The organism is Hydrogenophaga defluvii (assembly GCF_042665235.1).
GTDB classification, from domain to species: domain Bacteria; phylum Pseudomonadota; class Gammaproteobacteria; order Burkholderiales; family Burkholderiaceae_C; genus Hydrogenophaga; species Hydrogenophaga defluvii_A.
Window position 1 is genome coordinate 178643 of sequence record NZ_JBHTBZ010000043.1, and the last position, 21851, is coordinate 200493.

Here is a 21851-nt window from a genome sequence, read left to right on the forward strand (position 1 = left end):
GACCCATCGACAACAACAGGAGACACACACATGACCCCAACCACCACCTCCCGCCGTCAGCTGCTGAGTGGCGCGGCCGCGCTGGGCCTGATGGCCGCGCTGCCCTCGGCCTGGGCCCAGGCCACCTGGCCGACGCGGCCGGTGCGCATCGTGGTGCCGTTTGCGCCCGGCGGCACCACCGACCTGCTGGCCCGCGCGCTGGCACCCGAACTCAGCCGCGCCTTTGGCCAGCCCTTCACGGTGGACAACCGGGCCGGCGCAGGCGGCAACATCGGCGCCGAGCTGGTGGCCAAGGCAGAAAAAGATGGCTACACCTTTCTGATGGGCACGGTGGGCACACACGGCATCAACAAGGCGCTGTACAAATCGCTGCCCTACGACCCACAAAAAGACTTTGCGCCGGTGACGCTGGTGGCCGGTGTGCCCAACGTGATGGTGATGAACACCGACAAGGCACGTGCGCTGAACATCCAGAACGTGGCGGATTTCATCCGCCACGCCAAGGCCAACCCGGGTCGCCTGAACATGGCCAGCAGCGGCAATGGCACCTCCATCCACCTGGCGGGTGAGCTGTTCAAGAACCAGACGGGCATCTTCATGACCCACATCCCCTACCGGGGTTCGGGCCCGGCGCTCAGCGACATGTTGGCCGGCACCATGGACGTGATGTTCGACAACCTGCCCTCGGCCATGCCCCACATCAAAGCCGGCAAGCTGACAGCGTTTGCCGTCACCAGCGGCCAGCGATCGGCCGCCCTGCCCGACGTGCCCACCGTGGCCGAAGCAGGCAAGCTGAACGGCTTTGAGGCCAGCTCGTGGTTTGGCCTGCTGGCACCGGCCGGCACACCGCCCGACATCGTCAACCGCGTGCAGCAGGAAGTGGCCAAAGCGCTGAACCTGCCAGCGGTGAAAGAACGCCTGCTGTCGCAGGGCGCCATACCGAGCGGCAACACGCCCCAGGAGTTTGCGCGGCTGATCGACAGCGAAATCACCAAGTGGGCCGGTGTGGTCAAGGCCTCCGGCGCCAAGGTGGATTGACGTACCGGCCGGTCAGACACCCCAGACCACGTCCACATCCTCGTTCATCGCGTGCTGCAGCATGTCGATGAACGGGGCCGTGCGCATGCGCAGGGTCACCTGTTCGGCCGGCTCGGGCACGGCCTCATCGCGCGCCTGCGCTTCACGCGCCAGGCGTTCGCGCTCTGCCTCGTCGGCACGCACCGCGTCCTGCAGAGCGACCACCGCGGCGGCCAGCTGCGCGGCGGTGATGACGCCTGGCCCAGCGGGGTCTTTGCCCAGAATTTCAAGCACCCGCCGCCCCGACGCCTCCAGCATCACCAAATCGCTGGTGGCCCGGGACTTGAATCGGTAGAGCATGACAACCTCCTGCAAAGCCTGTGATGCGGGCATTGTGCACCCGCTGATTTCAGCGGGAAAACCCCAACGCATTCACAAACACAATCACCGACAATTTTTCAAACCTAAACTATCGGCATCCCAACGAACGACTGGCCCGGCCACGCCATGGAAGACACCCTGGACCTCGAAGCGCGCGCACACAGCGAACACCCGGAAGCACTGCGGCTGTGGCTTCGGCTGTTGACCTGCGCGCAACTGATCGAGAAGCAGGTGCGCACCGGCCTGCGTGAAGGCTTCGACACCACCCTGCCCCGTTTCGATCTCATGGCGCAACTGGAGCGCCACCCCGAGGGCCTGAAGATGAAGGAGTTGTCGCACCGGCTGATGGTCACGGGTGGCAACATCACCGGCATCACCGATCAGTTGGTGGCCGAGGGCCTGGTGGAGCGCCTGGAGGTGGAAGGCGACCGGCGCGCCTGGCGGGTGCGCCTCACGCCGCGGGGCCACAGCATGTTTTCGGCCATGGCCCAGCAACACGAGGCCTGGATCGTGCAGGCCTTCGAAAGTCTGCAACCGCGCGAGGTGGAGCAACTGCACCGCCTGCTGGGCAAGGTCAAACGCCACCAGCAACGGCCGCAGGCCAGCGACAGGCCCTGATTCAGCCGCCCACGCGCGTTTGCCGAAACGCCATCACGGCCTGGTTGCGCAAGGTTTTCACCAACGCCAAGGCTTGTTCGCCCAACACGATGGCGCCGGCCGTGTTGGTGTCGGCGTAAATCAGCCCGAGCGGCGCGCCCTTGAATTGCATGGGCAGCAACAAAAAACACGGCGCCCCGATTTGCTCGCGGTACCACGCAGGCAGGCGCTGGGCCACGTTGGGCGCACTGGCATCGCTGATCAGGGTGTCCACGCCCTTGTTGCACACCAAGGCAAACAGGTCGTTCGCCCCCTGCAGCGGCAATTTGAAGCGGCGAGCCACCTCGGTCGCCTCCTCACCCAATCCCATGCGCCCCAGCAACTGCTGGCCCGAGGCATCGCGCAGGCACAACAGCACACGCCGGCAGCCCAGCGCGCGGAACAGGGTTTCCAGCACCATGCGCAGCACATCGTTGAGGGCGCCACCATCGGCCAGCGCCTGCGTCACATCCTGTATGCCGGTGCTCAGCAGCCCGACCGCAACGGCGTCGGCCGTGGCCGTGCTGGCCTGGGGCGCTGGCGGCGAGGCCGTGAGCGCCAGCCCGCTCAAGGTGTCGGGCGCGTCGTCACCATGCAGGGGCTCAGCCCCTGGCTCGGTCGCCGCGCTGGGGGGTGGCGGCAGGCGCCGGGCCAAACGCGCGGCGGGCGATTGGGGCAACACGGCAATGCCCAGCGCCTCGGCTGCCTGTGCGAGGCGGTCGCGGGCCAGGTGCACACTTTGCACCACGTGGTCGGCCTCCAGCCCGAGGCTGGCGGCGTACTGCTGCGCCAGCCGTTGCAGCTTGGGCGGCAAGGCGTTTTCATCGTGCGCCAGCACCACATCGGCGGCTTCGTTGGCAGCCAACACCAGCCAGCGCAGCCGGTCGGCGTTGTCGGCCAGCAGGCGCAGCGGCGGTCGGCCGGCCGGGCGGCTCATCAGGCGTTGAATGGGCCCGGGCAAGCCCCAGGCGCGGGCCACGCCCAGGCCCAGCGCCTCGTAGTCCAGGCGAAGCACCTTGAGCGATGCCGCCACCTCGGACTCGCCCGCCGCCACGGCCTCGCGCACCCGGCGTGCTTCGTCCGGCAGGTAAAACCCCGCCAGCATGCGCCCCAGGTTCTGGAACAGGGCGCCGATGAAGGCCTCTTCACCTTCGCGCACCACGGGGCACAAATCGCTGGCCAGCGATGCCGCCAGCAAAGACCGCAGGAACTCGGTGCGCAGTTGCTGCGCGTGGGCCTTGTCCTGCATGTGTTCGAGCAACAGCAGGCTCATGGCCAGGTTGCGGATGCCGGCAAAACCGATCAGGCTCACCGCGCGCGAGACCGTGCTGATGCCGCCACCCGTGTGGGCAAACTGCGCCGAGTTGACCAGGCGCAACAGCTTCTGTGTCAGCGCAACATCTTTGAGGATTTCGTTGGTCAGGCTGTTGAGGCTTTCGGTTTCCGACCCGGCCAGCGCCTGCACCCGCACCACGGACTCCGACATCGCGGGGAAGTCGGTCTGGTGCCGCATGCGCCGCAACAACCCGGCGAGGGTGCCGGCGCCTTCCAGCGGCTGCGCGTTGTCCTGTTCGTCGCCAAGCCCCGCCGCCGCAGCGGGGGCAGTGGGGTCGCTGGTCGGTTGCATGGCGGTCAGGACAAGGTGTGGCCGAGCACAGCGTCTTCCAGGCGTCCGGCAATCTGGCCCACGGCCAGGGCGGCCGGGCAGCCGGGCGCGTGCACCAGCAGCAGTTGTCGGCGCATGATGGCGTCCTTGACCGACTGGTCGGCAGGCACATCACCCATGTGCACCAGCTTGATGCCCGCGCCGTTCTGCGTGGACAGGAAACGGTTGAGCACCTGCTGCAACTGGCCGGTGATGTTGCGCCCGTCGCCCGGGCGCGTGGCCTGGTTGACCACCAGGCGCACCTGCTGGCGCCCTTGCTGCATGGCCAGCACCTTGATGGTGGCGTAGGCGTCGGTCAGTGAGGTGGGCTCGGGTGTGGCCACCATCAGCACCTCGGAGGCCAGCGACACCGCAAACAGCACCACGTCGGAAATGCCGGCACCGGTGTCGAGCAGCACCACGTCAAACCGGGGCACGATGGTCTGCATGACCTTCATGAAGTCCTCACGCACCTCGGGCGTGAGCCGCGAATATTCGACCATGCCCGAGCCCGCCAACAGCACCGAAAACCCGCCGGGCGCCTTCAGGATGGCGTCGTCCAGCGTGGCTTTGCCGGTGAAAACGTCGTGCAACGTGATCTTGGGGTAGAGGTTGAGCACCACGTCGAGGTTGGCCAGCCCCAGGTCGGCGTCGAGCACCAGCACCTTGTGGCCCCGGCGGGTGAGTGCGGCGGCCAGGTTGGCCGAGAAAAAGGTTTTGCCGACGCCCCCTTTGCCGCTGGTGACGGCCATGACCAAGCCCTTGCCGGAATAGGCGGGCAGGCCGGCGTGTGCGGCAGCGTGGGGCGTCTGGATGGGTGTGCTGGTCATGTGGAATGGCTCATTGTCGGGCCTCAATCGGCACCCAGGGAAGGCACACCTTCGTTATCGGTCGTCTCGTCCACCGGCGACAGGCCGAACAGCAGACTTTTTTCTTCGGCACTGACCACGCTGTCGGCTTGTGGCTCCAGGCAGACACGGTTGCGGCCTTCGGCCTTGGCGCGGTAAAGCTGCTCATCGGCGCGCTCGATCCAGGCGGCGGCGGTGAAGCGCAGCCACTGGGGCGCATAGGCGCCGCCAATGCTCACGGTGAAATGCAGGGTGTCGCCGCCTTCAAGCACCAACGGGGTGGCGGCCACACGTTCGCGGATGCGCTCGGCCACCTGGGCACCAAACACCGACTGGCAACTGGGCAGGATGATGGCAAATTCCTCACCGCCGTAGCGCGAGACCGTGTCCATGGGCCGCACACAGGCGGACAGGCACTGGGCCACGGCCCGGATGACCTGGTCGCCCGCCGGGTGCCCGTGGGTGTCGTTGACGCGCTTGAAGTGGTCAATGTCCACCAACAACAGCAAGGCCATGTCGCCGGCACGGGTGACACGGTCGATCTCCTGATCAAGCGCCGCCAGAAAGTGGCGGCGGTTGGACAAACCCGTCAACGGATCGCGCAGCGACAGCTCGCACAAGGCGTCGATCAGGCGCTGCAGGTAAGCCGGGTCTTCACCGCCCTGTGGCCCGTCAAGCGGCTGACCGGCCCGGGCCAGCAAGGCCTGGGCATGGTCGAGGTGCAGCGAATCGATTTTCACGGTGCCAAAGACTGTTACAAATATTTCGAAACCAGTCTAGCACCGTCCGGGACGTTTGCCGCTTACGTGAGCGCGGCTTCCAAGGCGTCCACGAACAGCGCCGCCACGTCGCAGCCGGTCTGCTGCTGGATCTCCTGAAAACAGGTGGGGCTGGTGACGTTGATTTCTGTCACTTTGTCGCCGATCACGTCCACCCCCACCAGCAGCAGGCCACGCGCGGCGAGGATGGGCCCCAAGGCCTCACCGATGGCGCGGTCGCGCTCGGTGAGGGGCCGCGCCACGCCCTTGCCGCCAGCCGCCAGGTTGCCACGCACCTCGTTGCCCTGCGGGATGCGGGCCAGGCAGTAGGGCACGGGCTTGCCGCCGATGACCAGCAGGCGCTTGTCGCCGTCCACGATCTCGGGCAGGTAGCGCTGCACCATCACGCTCGTGGCACCGCCCTGGTTCAAGGTTTCGATGATGGCGCCCAGGTTCATGCCGTCGGCCTTGACGCGGAAGATGCCCGTGCCGCCCATGCCATCCAGCGGCTTCAGGATGATGTCGCCATGCTCGGCGTGGAAGGCGCGGATGTCGGCGTCGCGGCGCGTGACCAGGGTGGGCGGCGCGAAGTCGGGGAATTCCATCAGCGCCAGCTTCTCGGGGTGGTCGCGCAAGGCCCGCGGCTTGTTGAACACGCGCGCGCCTTCGCGCTCGGCCTGCTCCAGCAAATGGGTGGCGTAGAAGAACTCGCTGTCGAAGGGCGGGTCCTTGCGCATCAGGATGGCGTCGAAGTCCTTGAGCGCCAACGCCTGCTCGGACTGGACCTCGAACCAGGCGTTGGCCTCGCCGGTCAGGCGCACGGCCCGCACGCTGGCGGTGACCACACCGCCGCTGCGCCAGTGGATGTGCTGCGGCTCGCAGGCGGCCAAGGCGTGGCCACGCCGTTGCAGCTCGCGCATCATGACGAAGGTGGTGTCTTTGTGGATCTTGAAGGACTCAAGCGGGTCGGCAACGATGAGGATGTTCATGGTGATTCTTTCCGGGTGCCGTACTGTTGCACAAACAGAGCAACCCCACCGGCCACCACACCCCAGAAGGCCGACCCAATACCCGCCACCACCACGCCACTGAGCGTGACCAGGAAGGTGATGAGCGCGGCCTCGCGGTGGCGGTCGTCGGCCAGCGCGGTGTGCAGGCCACCGCCTATGCTGCCCAGCAAGGCAATGCCGGCAATCGCCATCACCAGCTCTTTGGGAAACGCCAACAGCAGCGCGGTGAAGGTGGCGCCGAAGATGCCAATGCCGATGTAGATCAGCCCGCAAGCCACGGCGGCGGTGTAGCGTTTGGTCTTGTCGGGGTGGGCCTCTTCGCCCATGCAGATGGCGGCGGTGATGGCGCTGAGGTTCAGCGCAAAGGCGCCAAACGGGGCCAGCACCAGGGTGACCACCCCGGTAAGGGTGATGATGCGCGAAATGGGCATGGTGTAACCGGCCGCGCGTATGGCCGCCACACCGGGCAGATTCTGCGAGGCCATGGTGACCACAAACAGCGGCAGCGCCAGGCTGACCATGGCCTGCAGGCTGAACACGGGAGCGGTGAACACCGGGCGCGCCAGCTCCAACGTCAGCCCCTCGGTCTGCAGGCCGCCGGTGAGCGCCGCGTGCAGCACGCCCACAGCCAGCGTGATGACCACCGCGTAGCGCGGCAACCATCGCCGCCCGACCAGGTACGCCAACAACATCAACACCACCAGCGAGAGCGCCGTCTGTGCCGCCCCAAAGGCCTGCAAGCCAAAACGCGCCAACACGCCAGCGAGCAGCGCAGCGGCAATCGCCATGGGAATGCGGTTCATCACCCGTTCGAACCAACCGGTGGCGCCCACCAGAATGATGAGCGCGGCACACACCATGAAGGCGCCAATGGCGTCGGCCATGGCAAAGCCCCCGGCCAGGCCGGCCGTGGCCAGCACCGCCGCGCCCGGCGTGCTCCAGGCCACCATCACCGGCTGGCGCAGGATGAGCGAAGGCACGGCCGAACTGAGGCCCATGCCCAGACCCAGCGCCCACATCCACGAGGTGATTTGTGCCGGCGTGGCACCAAAGGCCTGCGCGGCCTGGAAGACGATGGCAATGGAACTGGTGAAGCCCACCAGCACTGCCACAAATCCCGCTGTCGCCGAGGACAGGCTGATATCTTTGATCAATCGCATGGGGCTATCGTAAAGCCCGCAAGCACGCCACTTGGCTCACCACTTGGGCACCGGTAGCTTGTGCAAGGCCTGGCGGCGGGCCTCAAAGTCGGGCATCACGCTGGCCACGGTGTCCCAGAACTGCGGGCTGTGGTTCATCTCCCGCAGGTGGCTCAACTCGTGGGCCACCACGTAGTCGATGACGGCCGGCCCGAAATGGATCAGCCGCCAGTTCAGGCGGATGCTGCCGTCGGCGCTGGCGCTGCCCCAGCGCGTGCCAGCGCTGGACAGGCGCAGCTTGGTCCAGCGCACCCCCAAGCTGGGGGCAAAGTGGTCCAGACGCTGCGTGAACAGGGCCCGTGCCTCGCGCATCAGCCAGGCCTGTGTCATGTCACGGATCTGGTCGGCGCTGGCCTGTTTGGGCAGACCTAGGCGCAACCGGGCGCCCTCGGGTGTGTGCTCCAACATGGCGCCAGCGCTGCGCAAACCCTGGGTGGGGTCGAGGCACAGGACCACGTCCTCGCCCAGGTAGGGGAAACGCGCGCCGTCGCGCCATTCGATGCGCGCCTGCTCGGCCTGGGCCTGGCGCTCGCGCACGGCCTGAAGCTTGTCCAGCACCCAACGGGTCTTGTCGCGCAACAGCGCCTCCACCTCGGCCAAGGGCGTCCAGCGTGGCGCGCTCACACTCAGGCCATCGGGCCCAACGCTCAGGCCAATGGTGCGGCGTTTGCCGCGCTTGAATTCGTAGGCCACCAGGCAAGCACCGAGTTGCAGTTGGCGGCTGGCACGCGGGTGTTGCCAGTGGGTGGCGGAAGCCGCCTTGGCAACAGGCGCCTCATCGAACAGGTCCAGGCTGAGTTGTTCGACGTGTTTCACAACAAACGGCTGTTCAGCGGTAGGCCTCGGGGTCGAGGCGGCGCATTTCGGCTTCGATCCAGTCCTCCACCTCGCGCATCAGCTCATCGGGTTTGCGCCCTTCGCTGGGAATGGGTTTGCCGATGGAAAACTCCACCACACCAGGGCGTTTGATGAAGGCCTTGCGCGGCCAGCACTTGGCCGAGGTGACGGCGATGGGAATGACGGGCGCGCCGGTCTCGATGGCCAGACGTGTGCCGCCGCTTTTGTACTGCCCTTTCTGCCCACGGTCGATGCGCGTGCCCTCGGGGAACATGATGACCCAGGTGCCCTGCGCCAGCAGCCGTTTGCCCTGCTCCACCACCTTGTTGAAGGCCTGGGCGCGTTTGGAGCGGTCGATGTGGATCATGTCCATCTTGGCCATGGCCCAGCCAAAGAAAGGCACGTACAGCAGCTCCTTTTTGAACACATAGGCCAGCGGGTGGGGCATCAGCGTGGGCATACAAAACGTCTCCCACGTCGACTGGTGCTTGAGCAGCAGGATGGCCGGTGCGGTGCTGCCCACGGGCAGGTTCTCGTAGCCGATCACCTGGTTGCGAATGCCCAGGATCACGTTGCCCCCCCGCACCGCCACCTTGAGCCAACCGGCACACATCCAGTAGACCTGGGTGCTGCTGAGGAATGGTGCGGCAACCACCACCGCCAGCCCCCAGGGCACCACGGTGAGAACCATCCACAGCATGTGGAGCACGGAACGCAGAAAGGGCATGGGTCAGACCTTGTCGGTGGCCAAAAGAAAGTCGGCAAAAGCCGCGAGGTCGGCGTGCACCACCGTGCCATCGGGCAGCGGCGGCAGAGGCAGCGCGTCGGGGCCGGTGTGCGCGCTCAACAGCCCACACAGCAGCAGGTGAGGCTGGCAACCGGCGGTCGCAGCGGCGCGCACGTCGTTGAGCGAATCGCCCACGGCACGGATGTCCGCCAGGGCCACGCCGTAACGCTGGCCAATCTGTTGCAACAAACCGGGTTCGGGTTTGCGGCAGTTGCAGCCATCTTCGGGCGCATGGGGGCACACGAACACCGCATCGACCCGCGCACCCGCGCCGGCCAGCAGCTTGTGCATGCGCGCGTGCACCGCGTTGAGTGTGGCCATGTCGAACAAGCCCCTGCCCAGGCCCGACTGGTTGGACGCCACCACCACCCGCCAACCCGCTTGGTTGAGGCGGGCCACCGCTTCGAGCGCGCCGGACTGGGGCACCCAGTCCTCGGGCGCACGCACAAAGTCTTCACTGATCTGGCCCAGCGAACCGTCGCGGTCCAGCACGATGAGCTTGACGGTGCCGCCCATTCAGGCACTCCTCGGTGTGAGGGCCGCCGCGCCGGGCCGCCCCAAGCAAGGCCGCGCCCCCTTGGGGGGCAACGACCCGCGCAGCGGTGGAGTGTGGAGGCTCATGGTCACGTCGCCAGACGGGACAGGTCGGCGACGCGGTTCATGGCGGCATGCAGTGTGGCCAGCAGGCCCAGGCGGTTGGCCTTGAGGGCAGGGTCGTCGGCGTTGACCATCACGCTGTCGAAAAACGCATCGACCGGCGCCTTGAGCGCAGCCAAGGCCTGCAGGCTGGCGGTCAGGTCGCCCGCCTCAAAAGCCGCATTGGCCTGGAGCACGACGGTTTTGAGGGTGTCGTTGAGGGCTTTTTCAGCGGCTTCGGTCAACAAAGCCTCGTTGACCGAAGCGGTCACCTCGCCTTCGGCCTTCTTGAGGATGTTGCCGACCCGCTTGTTGGCGGCAGCCAGCGCGGGTGCTTCGGGCAAGGCGGCAAACGCCTTCACGGCAGCCAGGCGCTGGGCCACATCGGCCAGGCGCTGCGGACGCAGGGCCAACACGGCATCGACCTCTTGCGCACTCGCACCCTGCTCGCGCAGGCCGCCGGCCAGGCGGTCATAAATGAAGTCGCCGAGCGCAGCGGAGGCGTCGGTGATCTTGTCGCCAAAGGCCGGCGCAGCGCCGCGCAGCAAGGCGTCGAGCTGCAAGGGCAGGTTTTTCTCGACCAGCATGCGGATCACACCCAGCGCGTGGCGGCGCAGCGCAAACGGATCCTTGTCGCCGGTGGGCAGGTTGCCGATGCCGAACATGCCAACCAGCGTCTCCAACTTGTCGGCCAGCGCCACCACCACGCCCACGGCGTTGCGCGGCAGTTCGTCGCCGGCAAAACGCGGCCTGTAGTGATCTTCGATGGCGGTGGCCACCTCGTCGCCCAGGCCATCGTGGCGCGCGTAGTAACCGCCCATGATGCCCTGCAACTCGGGGAACTCGCCCACCATGTCGGTCAGCAGATCGGCCTTGGCCAGGCGCGCGGCCAGCAAGGCCTTGGCGGCCAAATCCGGGCCACCCAGCTGCACGCCGATGGTCTCGGCGATGGCGCACACGCGCTCCATGCGCTCGCCCTGGGTGCCCAGCTTGTTGTGGTAGACCACTTTGGCGAGGCCAGGAACGCGCGATTCAAGCGTCTTCTTGCGGTCCTGGTCGAAAAAGAACTTGGCGTCTGCCAGGCGCGGGCGCACCACACGTTCGTTGCCCTGGATGACCGCACTGGCGTCGGCAGGACTGATGTTGCTGACCACCAAGAACTGGTGTGTCAGCTTGCCCTGCGCATCCAGCAAGGGGAAGTACTTCTGGTTGGCCTTCATCGTGAGGATGAGGCACTCCTGCGGCACATCGAGGAATTCGGTCTCGAACTGGCAGGTCAGCACATTGGGCCGCTCAACCAGGGCGGTCACTTCGTCCAGCAGCGCGTCGTCGTCGATGGGCCGACAGCCGCCGCCCACCTGGGCCGCGGCAGCGGCGAGCTGGCGCACGATCTCGGCGCGGCGCTCGGCAAAGGAGGCGATCACGGCACCGTCGCGCTTCAAGGTTTCGGCATAGGCGTCGGCGTGTGTGATGACCACCGGGTCTACCGCCGCTTCAAAGCGGTGACCGTGTGTCGCATTGCCAGCCGTCAGGCCCAGCGCCGCCACAGGCACCACATGCGCGCCATGCAAGGCCACCAGCTGGTGCGCTGGGCGCACAAACTTCACATCGCTCCAGCCATTGGCCAGTTGGTAGGTCATGACCTTGGGGATGGGCAGCTTGGCCAGGGCTTCGTCCAGCGCATTCTGGAGCCCCACCTGCAGACTGACGCCCTTTGCTAGCCCCAACAAAAACACAGCGTCCGCTTTACCGTCGCTCTCAACCACCAATTGATCCGGACCGTCCACCGCGTTTGGCCAGAGGTCAGCCAAGTGCGGACGGCCCACGGCGGCCAGCTTTTTGCGGAACGCATCTGAAGGCACGCCATCCTTGATAGCGACCGCCACCGGCATCAGTTTGGCCTTTTGCGGTTGATCGGCAGCCTGCGAGGCCACCGCCGTCACATGCGCGGCCAAGCGGCGCGGCGAGGCGAACGCCGTCAGCACCGAAGCGGCACTGGTCAGGCCCTGCGCCTTGAGTTGCTCGAACAGCACACCCGCAAAGGCATCACCCAGCTTCTTGAGTGCCTTGGGCGGCAGCTCTTCAACAAACAGTTCAACGAGAAGGTTTTCGGTCGTCATGGTTGTGCTTCTTTCAGGCAGCCTTCTTCGTCATCGACTCGACCCACTCGCGCGGCGCCATGGGGAAGCCCAGGCGCTCGCGGCTCTCGTAATAGCTTTGCGCCACGCTGCGCGCGAGGTTGCGGATGCGGCCAATGTAGGCGGCGCGTTCGGTCACGCTGATCGCGCCACGCGCGTCCAGCAGGTTGAAGCTGTGCGCGCACTTGAGCACCTGCTCGTAGGCGGGCAAGGCGAGTTGTTGCTCCATCAGGTGTTTGGCCTGCTTCTCGTGGGCGCCAAAGGCGGTGAACAGGAAGTCGGCGTCGGCATGCTCGAAGTTGTAGGTGGACTGCTCGACCTCGTTCTGGTGGTACACGTCGCCGTAGCTCAGGGTGTCGGTCCACTTGAGGTTGTAGACGTTGTCCACGCCCTGCAGGTACATGGCGAGGCGCTCCAGACCGTAGGTGATTTCGCCGGTGATGGGCTTGCAGTCGATGCCACCCACTTGCTGGAAGTAGGTGAACTGCGTCACTTCCATGCCATTGAGCCAGACCTCCCAACCCAGGCCCCAGGCGCCGAGCGTGGGGTTCTCCCAGTCGTCTTCCACAAAGCGGATGTCGTTCTTCTTGAGGTCGAAGCCCAGCGCTTCCAGCGAGCCGAGGTACAGCTCCAGGATGTTGGCCGGCGCGGGCTTGAGCACGACCTGGTATTGGTAGTAGTGCTGCAGGCGGTTGGGGTTTTCACCGTAGCGGCCGTCTTTGGGGCGGCGGCTGGGCTGCACGTAGGCGGCCTTCCAGGGCTCGGGGCCGAGCGCGCGCAGGAAGGTGGCGGTGTGGCTGGTGCCGGCGCCCACTTCCATGTCGTAGGGTTGCAGCAGCGCGCAGCCCTGGGCGTCCCAGTAGGCCTGCAGTTTGAGGATGATTTGTTGGAAGGTCAGCATGGGGTGAGCCAAACAAGGGCCAGAAACCGACAAGCGCGGCCAGGCCGCGCAAACCACCTGATTTTACCGGCCGTGTTTGGGCGGCCACGGACTGGGCAACTCGCGCCGCCGCCACAGCAGCAGGGGCACCACAACCGCGATCCCCAGCACCGGCCACAAGCCCCAGCGCGACGCCCAGCGGGCAAACGGCGTGAGGCCATCGCGTCCGGCCACCTCGGCGTCCAGCGCACCCCGGGTCAGGCGGGGCAACTGGTGGGTCACGCGGCCCCGGTGGTCGATGGCGGCAGTGGCGCCGGTGTTGGTGGCGCGCAGCATGGGCCGGGCCAGTTCCAGCGCGCGCAGGCGCGAGATCTGCAGGTGCTGGTCAATCGCCATGCTGTCGCCAAACCAGGCGATGTTGCTGAGGTTGACCAGTACCGTGGGCGCGCGTGCGGGGTCGCTGAAACCGGCGGCCAGCTCTTCGCCAAACAGGTCTTCGTAGCAAATGTTGGGTGCCAGGCGCTGACCGGCCCAGTCCAGCGTGGGCTGGGCCAGGCCACCCCGGTTGAAGTCGCCCAGCGGGATGTGCATCAGATCAACGAACCAGCGGAACAGGGGCGGGATGAACTCGCCGAAGGGCACGAGGTGGTGTTTGTCGTAGCGGTACAGCGCCGCCTGGGCCGCAGGCGGCAGCCCGGCCTCGCCAGGCTCGGCCCCCAGCGCGGCCGCAGCCCGGGCCGCATGTTCGGGCGTCCAACCCCAGGCCGAATTGGTGTAGCCGAGTTCAAAACTGCCCAGCGGCACGCCCGCCAATGCGGCCGACGCACTTGCCGCGCCGGGCGCCCACAGGTCGCGCCAGTAGGTGGCCGGTAACTGTTGGGGCAACACCGGCCATGCGGTTTCAGGCGCCACCACCAAACGTGGCGTGGGATCGGCCAGGGCGCGGCGGATTTCGGCGCCGTACCACGCAAGTGCCTCGGGCACACCGCTGTCGCCTGCGAACTTTTCGTCCTGTGCGATGTTGCCCTGCAGCAGCCGCACCCGCAGTGTGCCAGCCGGCTCGCCCCAGTCGCGTGGCACCCGGGGCAACACCACGGCCACCACAATGCCCACCAGCAACCACCACTGCCAGCGCGCGCTGATCAACAGCACTGCGGTGGCCGCCGCGAGCGCGCCCATGCCGTACACCCCCACCCAGGGCGCCAGGGCAGCCAGGGTTTCCACGTGGGCGTAGCCGCCAGCCCCCCAGGGGAACCCGGTGAACAGCACCCCGCGGGCAAGCTCGGCCAAGGTCCACAAGGACGCAAAAGCCAGGGCTTGCACCAGCACACCCGCGTGACGCCAGCCCCACCAAAGTCCGCCGGCCAAGGCGTAATACAAAGCCAGGGCTGCCGCCAAAGCCAGCACCGCCAGCGCAGCCAGCGGTGCGGCCAGGCCGCCATAGGTGTGCATGGAAATGAACAGCCACCAGAAGGTGGCGCACAACCAAGCGGTGGCCCCCAGCCAGGCACGCCCAAACGCCGCGCGCGCCGACGGGGCGCTGCGCAAGGCAAGCACCAACGCACCCACACCAAGCACCTGCAACCAGCCCACGGGCTGGCCGGTTTGCAGTCCGAGGCTGTCCAGCGGGGGCCACGGCCAGGCGAGTGACGCGGCCTGCGCCAGGCCCACCAGCACACACAGCGCCCACCACACGAGAGGACGAGGCGCGCGCGCGCGCATTAGGCTTCAGCGGTCTCGGTCACCACCTTGAACCACTTCACGGCGCCGCCTTTGGTGTGCATGACCACAAAACGCAGGCCGGCCATCACATGCACCTCGCCGCGCTTGGGCACGTGGCCCATGGCGTGGGCGATCATGCCGCCGATGGTGTCAAAGTCTTCTTCGGGCAACTGCAGCCCGAACGACTCGTTCATGCGTTCGATGGGGGTGTCGCCACTGACGCGCCAGGTGCGGTCGGCCAGGGCAAAGATGTCGCCGTCATCGGCGGCAATGTCGAATTCGTCTTCGATCTCGCCGACGATTTCTTCCAGCACGTCCTCGATGGTGATGAGGCCGGCCACGCGGCCGAACTCGTCGATGACAATAGCCAGGTGGTTGCGGTTGCCCCGAAACTCGCGCAACAGGTCGTTGAGGCCTTTGGTTTCGGGCACAAAAGTGGCCGGGCGCAAGAGCGCGCGCAGGTTGAGCTCGGGCGCGCGCTGCAGTTTGAGCAGGTCCTTGGCCAGCAGGATGCCGATGATGTTTTCACGCTCACCCTCGTACACCGGAAAGCGCGAGTGCGCGGTGTCGATGACCACATGCAGCAGATCGTCGAAAGCGGCGTTGATGTCCAGCACATCCATGCGCGGTGCCGCCACCATCACATCGCCGGCCGTCATGTCGGCCATGCGGATCACGCCTTCGAGCATGACACGCGACTCGGCGTTGATGATGTTGTTGTCCTCGGCGTCGGCCAGGGTTTCGATCAATTCATCCTTGGAGTCGGGCCCCGGGTGGATGAACTCGGCCAGCTTCTGGAGAAATCCGCGTTTGTCTTCATGCCTCACGCTGCGGTGAGGCGCCGGACTGGGATAAGGGTCGGACACTGTGTGACGGCGTAGTTGTGATGGGGCCAAGAATAACCCAAGCCCATGACAAGGCAGCCGACAAGGCGCCCACCACCGCCGGGCGGCGCTGCGGGGAGCGCCTCAGGGGCCGGCTTTTTCGCGCGCTTGCTGCACGCCCCGCCGGATGTCTTGCAAGGGGCCCAGAAACTGCCAGAACTGGCGCGCCTGTGCCTTGACGTGGTAGTCGGTGCGCGCCAGCTGCTCGTCCACCAGCTCGCTCACACGCGACTCGAAATCGGCCGCCGGCAAGCGCAGGTGGGCCTCGCTCTCGCTGCCGTCGCGTTCAATGACCGCGCCCGCCTTGCGAGCGATCTTGAGCATGGCGGTGTTCTCGCTCAAGGCATGGATGAACAGCTGCGACACGCCTTCGTTGCGGGCGTGCACCACGGCGCGCTCGAACAGGCGCCCACCGTAGCCGCGACCGCGCGCTTTTTTGGCCACGCTCACGCCAAATTCGGCACAGGTGTTGAATTGCGGATCCACCGAAAACGCCAGGTGGGCCATGGCCAGCAGTTCGAGCTTGCGGTTGTAGATGCCGAAGATGTCGTCGCGGTCGAAGTTCAGGCCCTCGGCGTAGCGGCGGATCTGGGCGTCATTGGCGGCGTACCCGAAGCGCAGGTAGCGGTCGCGCTCGTCCAGCGCCAGCAGGTGCTCGGTGATGCGCTCGCGGTGGCTGGGGCCCAGCGAGCGGATAGGCACACTCCCCGTGCGGCGCGCTGGCGAAGCAGCGGGCGCTGCGGCGGCTTCGTCGGGCGTGGTGGCACGGAACAGGTCCCGCCCCGCCTCGAAAGACGCCTTGATGAGTGCGGTTGGATCCAACATAGCACGAATGTACGGGTTTTCCCTTACATATCAACCCAAGCACCTTGGGTCACCCGACCGGCGGCAAGGTTTTTACACCGGCACCGCCGTCGTCGCCTTCACATGATCGAGCACAAAACTGCTCTTGCAGTCTTGCACGCTGGGGTGTTTGAGCAAGGTGTCCATGATGAAGCGGCTGTAGTGCGCCATGTCGGCCACCACCAGGCGCAGCAGGTAGTCCATCTCGCCGGTCAGGGCCGCGCATTCCACCACCTCGGGCCAGGTCATCACACTGGCGCGGAACAGGTCCATGGGGTTGCGTTTGTGGCTTTCGGTGTTTTTTTCAAGCCGAACGTTGAGGTAGGCGGTCAGGCCCAGGCCCACTTTGGCCGGCTTGACCAGGGCGACGTAGCGGTCGATCACGCCGCTGTCTTCGAGCCGCTTGACGCGGCGCAGCACCGCACTGGGCGAGAGGTTGACCGCTTCGCCGATCTGGTCGTAGGTGGCCCGGCCATCGGCCTGCAGGCTGCGCAAAATGAGCCGGTCGAGCTTGTCGAGTGCGGTGTTTTCCATGGTGGCGCAATTTTCCTGCAATTTTCAGAAAATGTGCGCAGCACAACGCAGGAAAACTGAAGGCGCGCGATCCTACAGTGGCGTCTTTGCCCCCTCCCCACTGATTTCACCGATTCCACCGGAGACCGACATGAGCGCTCAAGCATCCAACGCCCCCTGGGACAACCCCATGGGCACCGACGGTTTTGAATTCATCGAATACGCCGCCCCCGATCCCGTCGCCATGGGCGCGCTGTTCGAGCGCATGGGTTTCACCGCCGTGGCCCGCCACCGCCACAAGAACGTGACGCTGTACCGCCAAGGCGAGATCAACTTCATCCTCAACGCCGAACCCGACAGCTTTGCCCAGCGTTTTGCGCGCCAGCACGGCCCCAGCATCTGCGCCATCGCCTTCCGCGTGCAAGACGCCAAGGCCGCCTACGAGCGCGCCCTCTCCTTGGGCGCCTGGGGCTACGCCGGCCACGCTGGCCCGGGCGAACTGAACATCCCCGCCATCAAAGGCATTGGCGATTCGCTGATCTACTTTGTGGACCGCTGGCGCGGCAAGAACGGCGCCAAGGCCGGCGACATCGGCAACATCGGTTTCTACGACGTGGACTTCTACCCCCTGCCCGGCGTGCCGGCGGCCGACGCGCTCAACCCCGTGGGCCATGGCCTGCAGTTGATCGACCACCTGACGCACAACGTGCACCGGGGCCGCATGGCCGAATGGGCCGGCTTCTACGAGCGCCTGTTCAACTTCCGCGAGGTGCGTTATTTCGACTTTGAAGGCCAGCAGACTGGCATCAAGAGCAAGGCCATGACCAGCCCCTGCGGCAAGATCCGCATCCCCATCAACGAAGAGGGCACGGAAAAAGCCGGCCAGGTGCAGGAGTACCTGGACCGCTACCACGGCGAAGGCATCCAGCACATCGCGCTGAGTTCCAGCAACCTGTACGACTCGGTGGACGCGCTGCAGATGGCCGGCGTGAAGCTGCTGGACACCAGCGAGACCTACTACGAGTTGCTGCCCAAGCGCATCCCCAACCACGGCGAAGACCTGGAAGCGCTCAAGGCACGCAACATCCTGGTGGACGGCGCGCCGGGCGAGCTGCTGCTGCAGATCTTCAGCGAAAACCAGCTCGGCCCCATCTTCTTCGAGTTCATCCAGCGCAAGGGCAACGAAGGTTTTGGCGAAGGCAACTTCAAGGCCTTGTTCGAGACCATCGAGCTGGATCAAGTGCGCCGCGGCGTCCTGCAAGCCTGACGTTCAAAGCAGTTTGAGCGTGTCCGCCATCACCTTGGGGTGAAACGCCATCGCCACATGCGGGACGCTCGCAATGTGGCGGTTGTTGGCGCCAGGCAAGGTGGCGGTGCTGGCGGGAAAAACGATGTTGTCGGCATTGGAATACCAGCAGGTGAATGGCGGGTGACTGGACGCCGCTTCATCGGTCTGAAGCTGGCGCAGCCATGGGCCGTCCACCCGCATTTGCCTGCCGTTGGTGAGGTGGCTGAAACGCGCCAACCAAGTGCCATGGTGGGGCGTGCCCAGGGTGACGACGTGGTGCACGCGCTGCGCGGCGCCGGCACCTGCGGCGCGCAGCCAAGCCCGGATCGCCAGCCCGCCCATGCTGTGGCCCACCAACAGCGGCGGCTGGCCGGTGGCGGCGGTGGCGCGTGCCACGGCGTCTTCAATCAGCGCCGCGTAGTCGTCGATGCTGCCAAACACCGGCTCCAGGTTCACCGTGGCGTAAGGCACCTCGCGCCGGCGCAACTCGCGCAGCCAGGGCGTCCACAAGCCCCGGTTGCAGACAAAACCATGCACCAGCACCACCGCACGTTGGCCGGAGGTGGCTGCACTTGGGAAGGCCGTGTCGGGCCAGCGGCGCCAGGCAAAGGGCTGCAACCAAGCAAACACCCAGACGGCGATGTGGCTCTCCACCCACCACGCGCCCAGCAGCGCGCGCCAGCCGGCGCGGGGCGCCGGGTCGCAGCGGTTCTGCCACGCCATCAGCACAAACTCCAGCGCCAGCACCCAAGCGTGCACCGACATCAGCGCCAGTACAACAGCCAGGGCCAAGAGCGGGCGCTCGCGCCACCACCACAGGCACAGCAGCGCGAGCGCCCAGGTCGCCAACACCCCGGTGCGCTGCAAGTGGGCCAGGGCGGAATGTTGTTGCGTCATGCGAGGGCCTCGGGCCGACCACCCAGGCGCGCAATCAGCCCTTGCGTGAGGCGGTTGACCAGGCCGTAGATGGACAGTTGCGGGTTGGCACCGATGCTGGTGGGGAACAGCGAGCCATCGTGCACCGACAGGTTGGCGACTTGCCAATGCTGGCCATCGGGCCGCACCACGCCACGTTGTGGGTCGGCGGCAAAAGCGCAACCGCCCATCACGTGGGCACTCACCACACGGGTGCTCAGCGCCGCCAGCGGCAGTTGTTTCAAGGCCTCACGCGCCTGCGCCCAGGTGGTGTAGCGGCCGCCCAGCTCGTGCACCGGCAACACCTCCAACGCACCCGCCGCAAACTGCAACTCGGCCATGCTCAGCAGGGCGCGGCGCGCGCCCTCCATGACAAAGTCGTTCAGTGGGTAGTCCACCTCGGGGCTGCCGTCGGCGCGCAGCCGCACGTTGCCCCCGGGCGATTGGGCAGCAAAACCGTCGCGCAGCAAGGCGAGCTGCACGTGGGTGTGGGGCAGCTTGCGCAGCATGTCCGCCAGCTCGGGGCCAAAACCCGGCATGGACGCGGCAATGATGACCGGGTGGATGGGCGGCACCTCCAGCTTGTAGCCCATGGGGCCGTCGATGGCCTGGGTGTGCAAAAAGTGGTCGGAGTAGACGGTCTGGGGGGCGCCGCTCCAACCCTGCACCAGCTCGGGCATCACCGCCGCCGTCATCACCACCGGGTGCAAAAAGGTGCGTTTGCCCAGCAAGCCATGGGGATCGGGCGCCTGCGAGCGCAGCAACAAAGCGGGCGAGTTGATGCCACCACCCGCCACGATGTGGTGTTTGGCGGTGATGCGCACCGGCCGCGCCGCCGCCTTGCCATCGGCGCTGTTGCCCCATGCCAGCGCGTGCAGGGCCGCCACCTGCCCATCGCGCCACTCGAAGCGCTCGGCGCGGGTTTGCACCAGCAAACGTGCGCCACGCTGCAAGGCCGCCGGCAAGGTGGTCACCAGCATGGACTGTTTGGCGTTGGTCGGGCAGCCCAAGCCACAGGAGCCCAGGTTCCAGCAGCCTTTGACGTTGCGGCGGATCACGCCGGACGACACGCCCAGCTTGATGGCGCCCCGGCGCAACAGCTCGTTGTTTTCGTTGGGCGCCACATGCCAGTTGTCGATGTTCAAGCGGCGCTCGGCCTGCTCAAAGTACGGTGCCATGGCGTCTGGCGTCATCTCGGCCAGGCCGTAGTGCTCCCGCCAGAAGGCCAGGGTCTCGTCGGGCGCGCGGAAGGAGCTGGTCCAGTTGACCGTGGTGGAGCCACCCACACAACGGCCTTGCAGAATGCCAATGCCTTTGTCGGCGGTTTTGCGGGCGGTGGCCTCTTGGTACAGCGTGGGGTAGGCCTCGCTTTCGCGCTGATGGAAATCGCGGCTGGTCTTGAGCGGTCCGTCTTCGAGCACGATGACATCAAAACCAGCGCGTGCCAGCAATTCGGCGCTGATGCCCCCGCCTGCCCCGCTGCCCACGATCACAACGTCACACCGCAATTGCTCGGGCACCGGGCCCAGTTCGGCGCCAAGCACCTTCCAGCCACCGGCCAGGCCATCGCGAAACAGATCGGGTTGTCGGCTCATCGTCCCACCACGCTCAAATGTCCAAAGGGCCGGAATAGCCCAGCGCCATCCAGGTGCCGGGGTCGGCAAAATACGCCGCACAAGTGAGCTCGCGCAGCGCCAGGTAGGCCTGCTGGCGCAGGGCCAGGCGGCTGTGTCGCATCTCCTGCAGCGCCGCGCGCACCTGCGCCACGCTGGCGTGTGGCCAGTCGGTGCCCAAGCCAGCCACAGCCCAGCGGCCGGGCGCACTGGCCAACACGCTGAGCAATTGGGCCAGCTCAGCCTGGGTGTGGGGCGGCAGGGCAGCGATGCTGTCATCGAGGCGCTTGAACCAGGCGTCCACGGCCACCTGCCGGGCCGCGGCATCTTCGGGCAGGCTGCCGTCCAGCACGGTGGACGCGACCGCGCCAAAAACCGCGCGTCCCGACGCACTCAAGCCCTCGGGCGTCCAGGCAGGGGCGCGCAGTGCCAGCCCGCCACCCACCAGCGCCAGACCGGCGGCCGACACCAGCCCGAGCTTCAACCATGTTCTGCGTTGCATGGTCCGCAATATGACACGCCCACCCGGCGTGGCCTTAGGTGGGGCTGTCTAGATAGACTCGTGGTTTGTATGAACTCACCGGCCGACCGCATTCGCCAGCACCTGGACCAGGTGGCGCACCTGCGCGCATCGTGCACCAACGATGCCACCGCCCAGGCGGTGCGTGCAATCAAGGTCCTGCAGGCCCGCCGCTTTGAAGCCACCTACGCCGACCTGCTGCAGGACCCACGCCACCGTCCGGCCACGCGCTTTTTTCTCGACGAGCTCTACGGCGACCACGACTTTGCACAACGCGATGCGCAGTTTGGCCGCATCGCGGGCGCCATCGAACGCCTGTTCCCCGAAGCGGTGGCGCAACTCGCGGTGGACATGGCCGAACTGCACGCCGTGACCGAACAGCTCGACGCGACCTTGGGCGCGCACTGGCAGGCTTCGCCGCAGCTGAGTCCGGCGCCGCGCTACGTGGGTGCCTGGCGCCAAACCGGCACGCGTGCCCAGCGCACCCAGCAACTGCGTGTGGTGCTGCAAATGGGGCACGAGTTGCAACGCCTGACCCGCATGAAAAGCCTGCGGCTGGCCCTGCGCATGATGCGTGGCCCGGCACAGGCTGGCGGCCTCGGTGCCCTGCACGCGTTTCTGGAACGCGGCTTCGAGGCCTTCAGCCACATGGGCGACGCGAGCGGCTTTCTCGCGGCGGTGGAACAGCGCGAATCCCACTGGATGGACGTGCTGTTCGATGACCCGCAGGCCGCACGCCAGCTTGCACCGCTGTTGGGCGACACCCGGATCACCTGAGCGT

At 66.5% G+C, this 21851-nt stretch carries 22 protein-coding genes; 4 read left to right on the forward strand and 18 right to left on the reverse strand.

The features are described from left to right. Positions 1 to 30: 30 nt before the first annotated feature. Positions 31 to 1038: a Bug family tripartite tricarboxylate transporter substrate binding protein gene (locus ACFQU0_RS15140; protein WP_382202210.1), complete on the forward strand. Its 1008-nt coding sequence runs from the start codon at positions 31 to 33 to the stop codon at positions 1036 to 1038. 12 nt (positions 1039 to 1050) lie between these two features. On the opposite strand, the gene ACFQU0_RS15145 is transcribed toward ACFQU0_RS15140, so the two are convergent. Continuing rightward, positions 1051 to 1377 carry a DUF1840 family protein gene (locus tag ACFQU0_RS15145; protein WP_382202211.1) on the reverse strand — a complete coding sequence of 109 codons (327 nt, stop codon included), beginning with the start codon at positions 1375 to 1377 and terminating at the stop codon, positions 1051 to 1053. A 159-nt stretch (positions 1378 to 1536) separates the two neighbouring features. Here ACFQU0_RS15145 and ACFQU0_RS15150 point away from each other — a divergent pair, with 159 nt between their 5' ends. Continuing rightward, positions 1537 to 2016: a MarR family winged helix-turn-helix transcriptional regulator gene (locus ACFQU0_RS15150; RefSeq protein ID WP_382202320.1), complete on the forward strand. Its 480-nt coding sequence runs from the start codon at positions 1537 to 1539 to the stop codon at positions 2014 to 2016. A 1-nt stretch (position 2017) separates the two neighbouring features. On the opposite strand, the gene ACFQU0_RS15155 is transcribed toward ACFQU0_RS15150, so the two are convergent. The 14 genes from ACFQU0_RS15155 to ACFQU0_RS15220 form a co-directional block, all read right to left on the reverse strand. Then, complete coding sequence (locus ACFQU0_RS15155) at positions 2018 to 3661, reverse strand: HDOD domain-containing protein (protein WP_382202213.1); 1644 nt, start codon at positions 3659 to 3661, stop codon at positions 2018 to 2020. Positions 3662 to 3666: 5 nt separating this feature from the next. Beyond that, the gene (locus tag ACFQU0_RS15160; protein WP_382202215.1) at positions 3667 to 4509 is read right to left on the reverse strand and encodes a MinD/ParA family protein; all 843 of its coding nucleotides are present in this window, start codon (positions 4507 to 4509) and stop codon (positions 3667 to 3669) included. A 23-nt stretch (positions 4510 to 4532) separates the two neighbouring features. Next, a complete protein-coding gene (locus ACFQU0_RS15165) occupies positions 4533 to 5267 on the reverse strand; it encodes a GGDEF domain-containing protein (protein WP_382202217.1) in 735 nt (244 codons plus the stop codon). A gap of 62 nt (positions 5268 to 5329) precedes the next feature. Then, positions 5330 to 6274 carry a glutathione synthase gene (gene gshB / locus ACFQU0_RS15170; protein ID WP_382202219.1) on the reverse strand — a complete coding sequence of 315 codons (945 nt, stop codon included), beginning with the start codon at positions 6272 to 6274 and terminating at the stop codon, positions 5330 to 5332. Further along, on the reverse strand, positions 6271 to 7455 hold the full coding sequence (locus tag ACFQU0_RS15175) for a benzoate/H(+) symporter BenE family transporter (RefSeq protein WP_382202221.1): 1185 nt from the start codon (positions 7453 to 7455) through the stop codon (positions 6271 to 6273). Before ACFQU0_RS15175 ends, gshB begins: the two co-directional genes overlap by 4 nt. Before the next feature lie 36 nt (positions 7456 to 7491). Beyond that, positions 7492 to 8310: a M48 family metallopeptidase gene (locus ACFQU0_RS15180; RefSeq protein WP_382202222.1), complete on the reverse strand. Its 819-nt coding sequence runs from the start codon at positions 8308 to 8310 to the stop codon at positions 7492 to 7494. A gap of 13 nt (positions 8311 to 8323) precedes the next feature. Beyond that, the gene (locus tag ACFQU0_RS15185; RefSeq protein WP_382202224.1) at positions 8324 to 9058 is read right to left on the reverse strand and encodes a lysophospholipid acyltransferase family protein; all 735 of its coding nucleotides are present in this window, start codon (positions 9056 to 9058) and stop codon (positions 8324 to 8326) included. A 3-nt stretch (positions 9059 to 9061) separates the two neighbouring features. After that, on the reverse strand, positions 9062 to 9634 hold the full coding sequence (gene gmhB, locus ACFQU0_RS15190; protein ID WP_382202226.1) for a D-glycero-beta-D-manno-heptose 1,7-bisphosphate 7-phosphatase: 573 nt from the start codon (positions 9632 to 9634) through the stop codon (positions 9062 to 9064). A gap of 107 nt (positions 9635 to 9741) precedes the next feature. Further along, the gene (glyS, locus tag ACFQU0_RS15195) at positions 9742 to 11874 is read right to left on the reverse strand and encodes a glycine--tRNA ligase subunit beta (RefSeq protein ID WP_382202228.1); all 2133 of its coding nucleotides are present in this window, start codon (positions 11872 to 11874) and stop codon (positions 9742 to 9744) included. A 13-nt stretch (positions 11875 to 11887) separates the two neighbouring features. Continuing rightward, on the reverse strand, positions 11888 to 12793 hold the full coding sequence (glyQ, locus tag ACFQU0_RS15200; protein ID WP_382202230.1) for a glycine--tRNA ligase subunit alpha: 906 nt from the start codon (positions 12791 to 12793) through the stop codon (positions 11888 to 11890). 63 nt (positions 12794 to 12856) lie between these two features. Further along, positions 12857 to 14494, reverse strand: coding sequence for an apolipoprotein N-acyltransferase (gene lnt, locus ACFQU0_RS15205; RefSeq protein ID WP_382202232.1), 1638 nt, complete (start codon positions 14492 to 14494; stop codon positions 12857 to 12859). Next, entirely contained in the window at positions 14494 to 15360 is an 867-nt protein-coding gene (locus tag ACFQU0_RS15210; protein WP_382202234.1) for an HlyC/CorC family transporter, read from the reverse strand. Before ACFQU0_RS15210 ends, lnt begins: the two co-directional genes overlap by 1 nt. Before the next feature lie 102 nt (positions 15361 to 15462). Continuing rightward, a complete protein-coding gene (locus tag ACFQU0_RS15215; protein ID WP_382202236.1) occupies positions 15463 to 16203 on the reverse strand; it encodes a GNAT family N-acetyltransferase in 741 nt (246 codons plus the stop codon). A 72-nt stretch (positions 16204 to 16275) separates the two neighbouring features. After that, on the reverse strand, positions 16276 to 16755 hold the full coding sequence (locus ACFQU0_RS15220; protein ID WP_382202237.1) for an Lrp/AsnC family transcriptional regulator: 480 nt from the start codon (positions 16753 to 16755) through the stop codon (positions 16276 to 16278). Positions 16756 to 16885: 130 nt separating this feature from the next. On the opposite strand from ACFQU0_RS15220, the gene hppD reads away from it, so the two are divergent. Next, entirely contained in the window at positions 16886 to 18001 is a 1116-nt protein-coding gene (hppD, locus tag ACFQU0_RS15225) for a 4-hydroxyphenylpyruvate dioxygenase (RefSeq protein ID WP_382202239.1), read from the forward strand. Positions 18002 to 18004: 3 nt separating this feature from the next. On the opposite strand, the gene ACFQU0_RS15230 is transcribed toward hppD, so the two are convergent. Genes ACFQU0_RS15230 through ACFQU0_RS15240 form a run of 3 tightly spaced genes read right to left on the reverse strand, consistent with a single transcriptional unit; the run spans position 18005 to position 21052 of the window. Next, complete coding sequence (locus ACFQU0_RS15230; RefSeq protein WP_382202241.1) at positions 18005 to 18919, reverse strand: esterase/lipase family protein; 915 nt, start codon at positions 18917 to 18919, stop codon at positions 18005 to 18007. Then, the gene (locus ACFQU0_RS15235) at positions 18916 to 20532 is read right to left on the reverse strand and encodes a GMC family oxidoreductase N-terminal domain-containing protein (RefSeq protein ID WP_382202243.1); all 1617 of its coding nucleotides are present in this window, start codon (positions 20530 to 20532) and stop codon (positions 18916 to 18918) included. Before ACFQU0_RS15235 ends, ACFQU0_RS15230 begins: the two co-directional genes overlap by 4 nt. A gap of 13 nt (positions 20533 to 20545) precedes the next feature. Next, positions 20546 to 21052: a hypothetical protein gene (locus ACFQU0_RS15240; RefSeq protein WP_382202245.1), complete on the reverse strand. Its 507-nt coding sequence runs from the start codon at positions 21050 to 21052 to the stop codon at positions 20546 to 20548. A 69-nt stretch (positions 21053 to 21121) separates the two neighbouring features. Between ACFQU0_RS15240 and ACFQU0_RS15245 the strand changes: the two genes are divergently transcribed. Further along, positions 21122 to 21847 (forward strand): FFLEELY motif protein, encoded by a 726-nt coding sequence (locus ACFQU0_RS15245; RefSeq protein WP_382202246.1) that lies wholly within the window; start codon positions 21122 to 21124, stop codon positions 21845 to 21847. Positions 21848 to 21851 lie beyond the last annotated feature (4 nt).

Excerpts from the sequence above, each read along its gene's own strand:
- ACFQU0_RS15155 (WP_382202213.1), bottom strand. The coding sequence starts at position 3,661 with ATGCAACCGACCAGCGACCCCACTGCCCCCGCTGCGGCGGCGGGGCTT.
- ACFQU0_RS15175 (WP_382202221.1), bottom strand. The coding sequence starts at position 7,455 with ATGCGATTGATCAAAGATATCAGCCTGTCCTCGGCGACAGCGGGATTT.
- ACFQU0_RS15240 (WP_382202245.1), bottom strand. The coding sequence starts at position 21,052 with ATGCAACGCAGAACATGGTTGAAGCTCGGGCTGGTGTCGGCCGCCGGT.
- lnt (WP_382202232.1), bottom strand. The coding sequence starts at position 14,494 with ATGCGCGCGCGCGCGCCTCGTCCTCTCGTGTGGTGGGCGCTGTGTGTG.
- ACFQU0_RS15145 (WP_382202211.1), bottom strand. The coding sequence starts at position 1,377 with ATGCTCTACCGATTCAAGTCCCGGGCCACCAGCGATTTGGTGATGCTG.
- ACFQU0_RS15245 (WP_382202246.1), top strand. The coding sequence starts at position 21,122 with ATGAACTCACCGGCCGACCGCATTCGCCAGCACCTGGACCAGGTGGCG.
- gshB (WP_382202219.1), bottom strand. The coding sequence starts at position 6,274 with ATGAACATCCTCATCGTTGCCGACCCGCTTGAGTCCTTCAAGATCCAC.
- ACFQU0_RS15160 (WP_382202215.1), bottom strand. The coding sequence starts at position 4,509 with ATGACCAGCACACCCATCCAGACGCCCCACGCTGCCGCACACGCCGGC.
- ACFQU0_RS15185 (WP_382202224.1), bottom strand. The coding sequence starts at position 9,058 with ATGCCCTTTCTGCGTTCCGTGCTCCACATGCTGTGGATGGTTCTCACC.
- ACFQU0_RS15230 (WP_382202241.1), bottom strand. The coding sequence starts at position 18,919 with ATGACGCAACAACATTCCGCCCTGGCCCACTTGCAGCGCACCGGGGTG.
- glyS (WP_382202228.1), bottom strand. The coding sequence starts at position 11,874 with ATGACGACCGAAAACCTTCTCGTTGAACTGTTTGTTGAAGAGCTGCCG.
- gmhB (WP_382202226.1), bottom strand. The coding sequence starts at position 9,634 with ATGGGCGGCACCGTCAAGCTCATCGTGCTGGACCGCGACGGTTCGCTG.
- hppD (WP_382202239.1), top strand. The coding sequence starts at position 16,886 with ATGAGCGCTCAAGCATCCAACGCCCCCTGGGACAACCCCATGGGCACC.
- ACFQU0_RS15215 (WP_382202236.1), bottom strand. The coding sequence starts at position 16,203 with ATGTTGGATCCAACCGCACTCATCAAGGCGTCTTTCGAGGCGGGGCGG.
- ACFQU0_RS15140 (WP_382202210.1), top strand. The coding sequence starts at position 31 with ATGACCCCAACCACCACCTCCCGCCGTCAGCTGCTGAGTGGCGCGGCC.
- ACFQU0_RS15220 (WP_382202237.1), bottom strand. The coding sequence starts at position 16,755 with ATGGAAAACACCGCACTCGACAAGCTCGACCGGCTCATTTTGCGCAGC.
- ACFQU0_RS15235 (WP_382202243.1), bottom strand. The coding sequence starts at position 20,532 with ATGAGCCGACAACCCGATCTGTTTCGCGATGGCCTGGCCGGTGGCTGG.
- glyQ (WP_382202230.1), bottom strand. The coding sequence starts at position 12,793 with ATGCTGACCTTCCAACAAATCATCCTCAAACTGCAGGCCTACTGGGAC.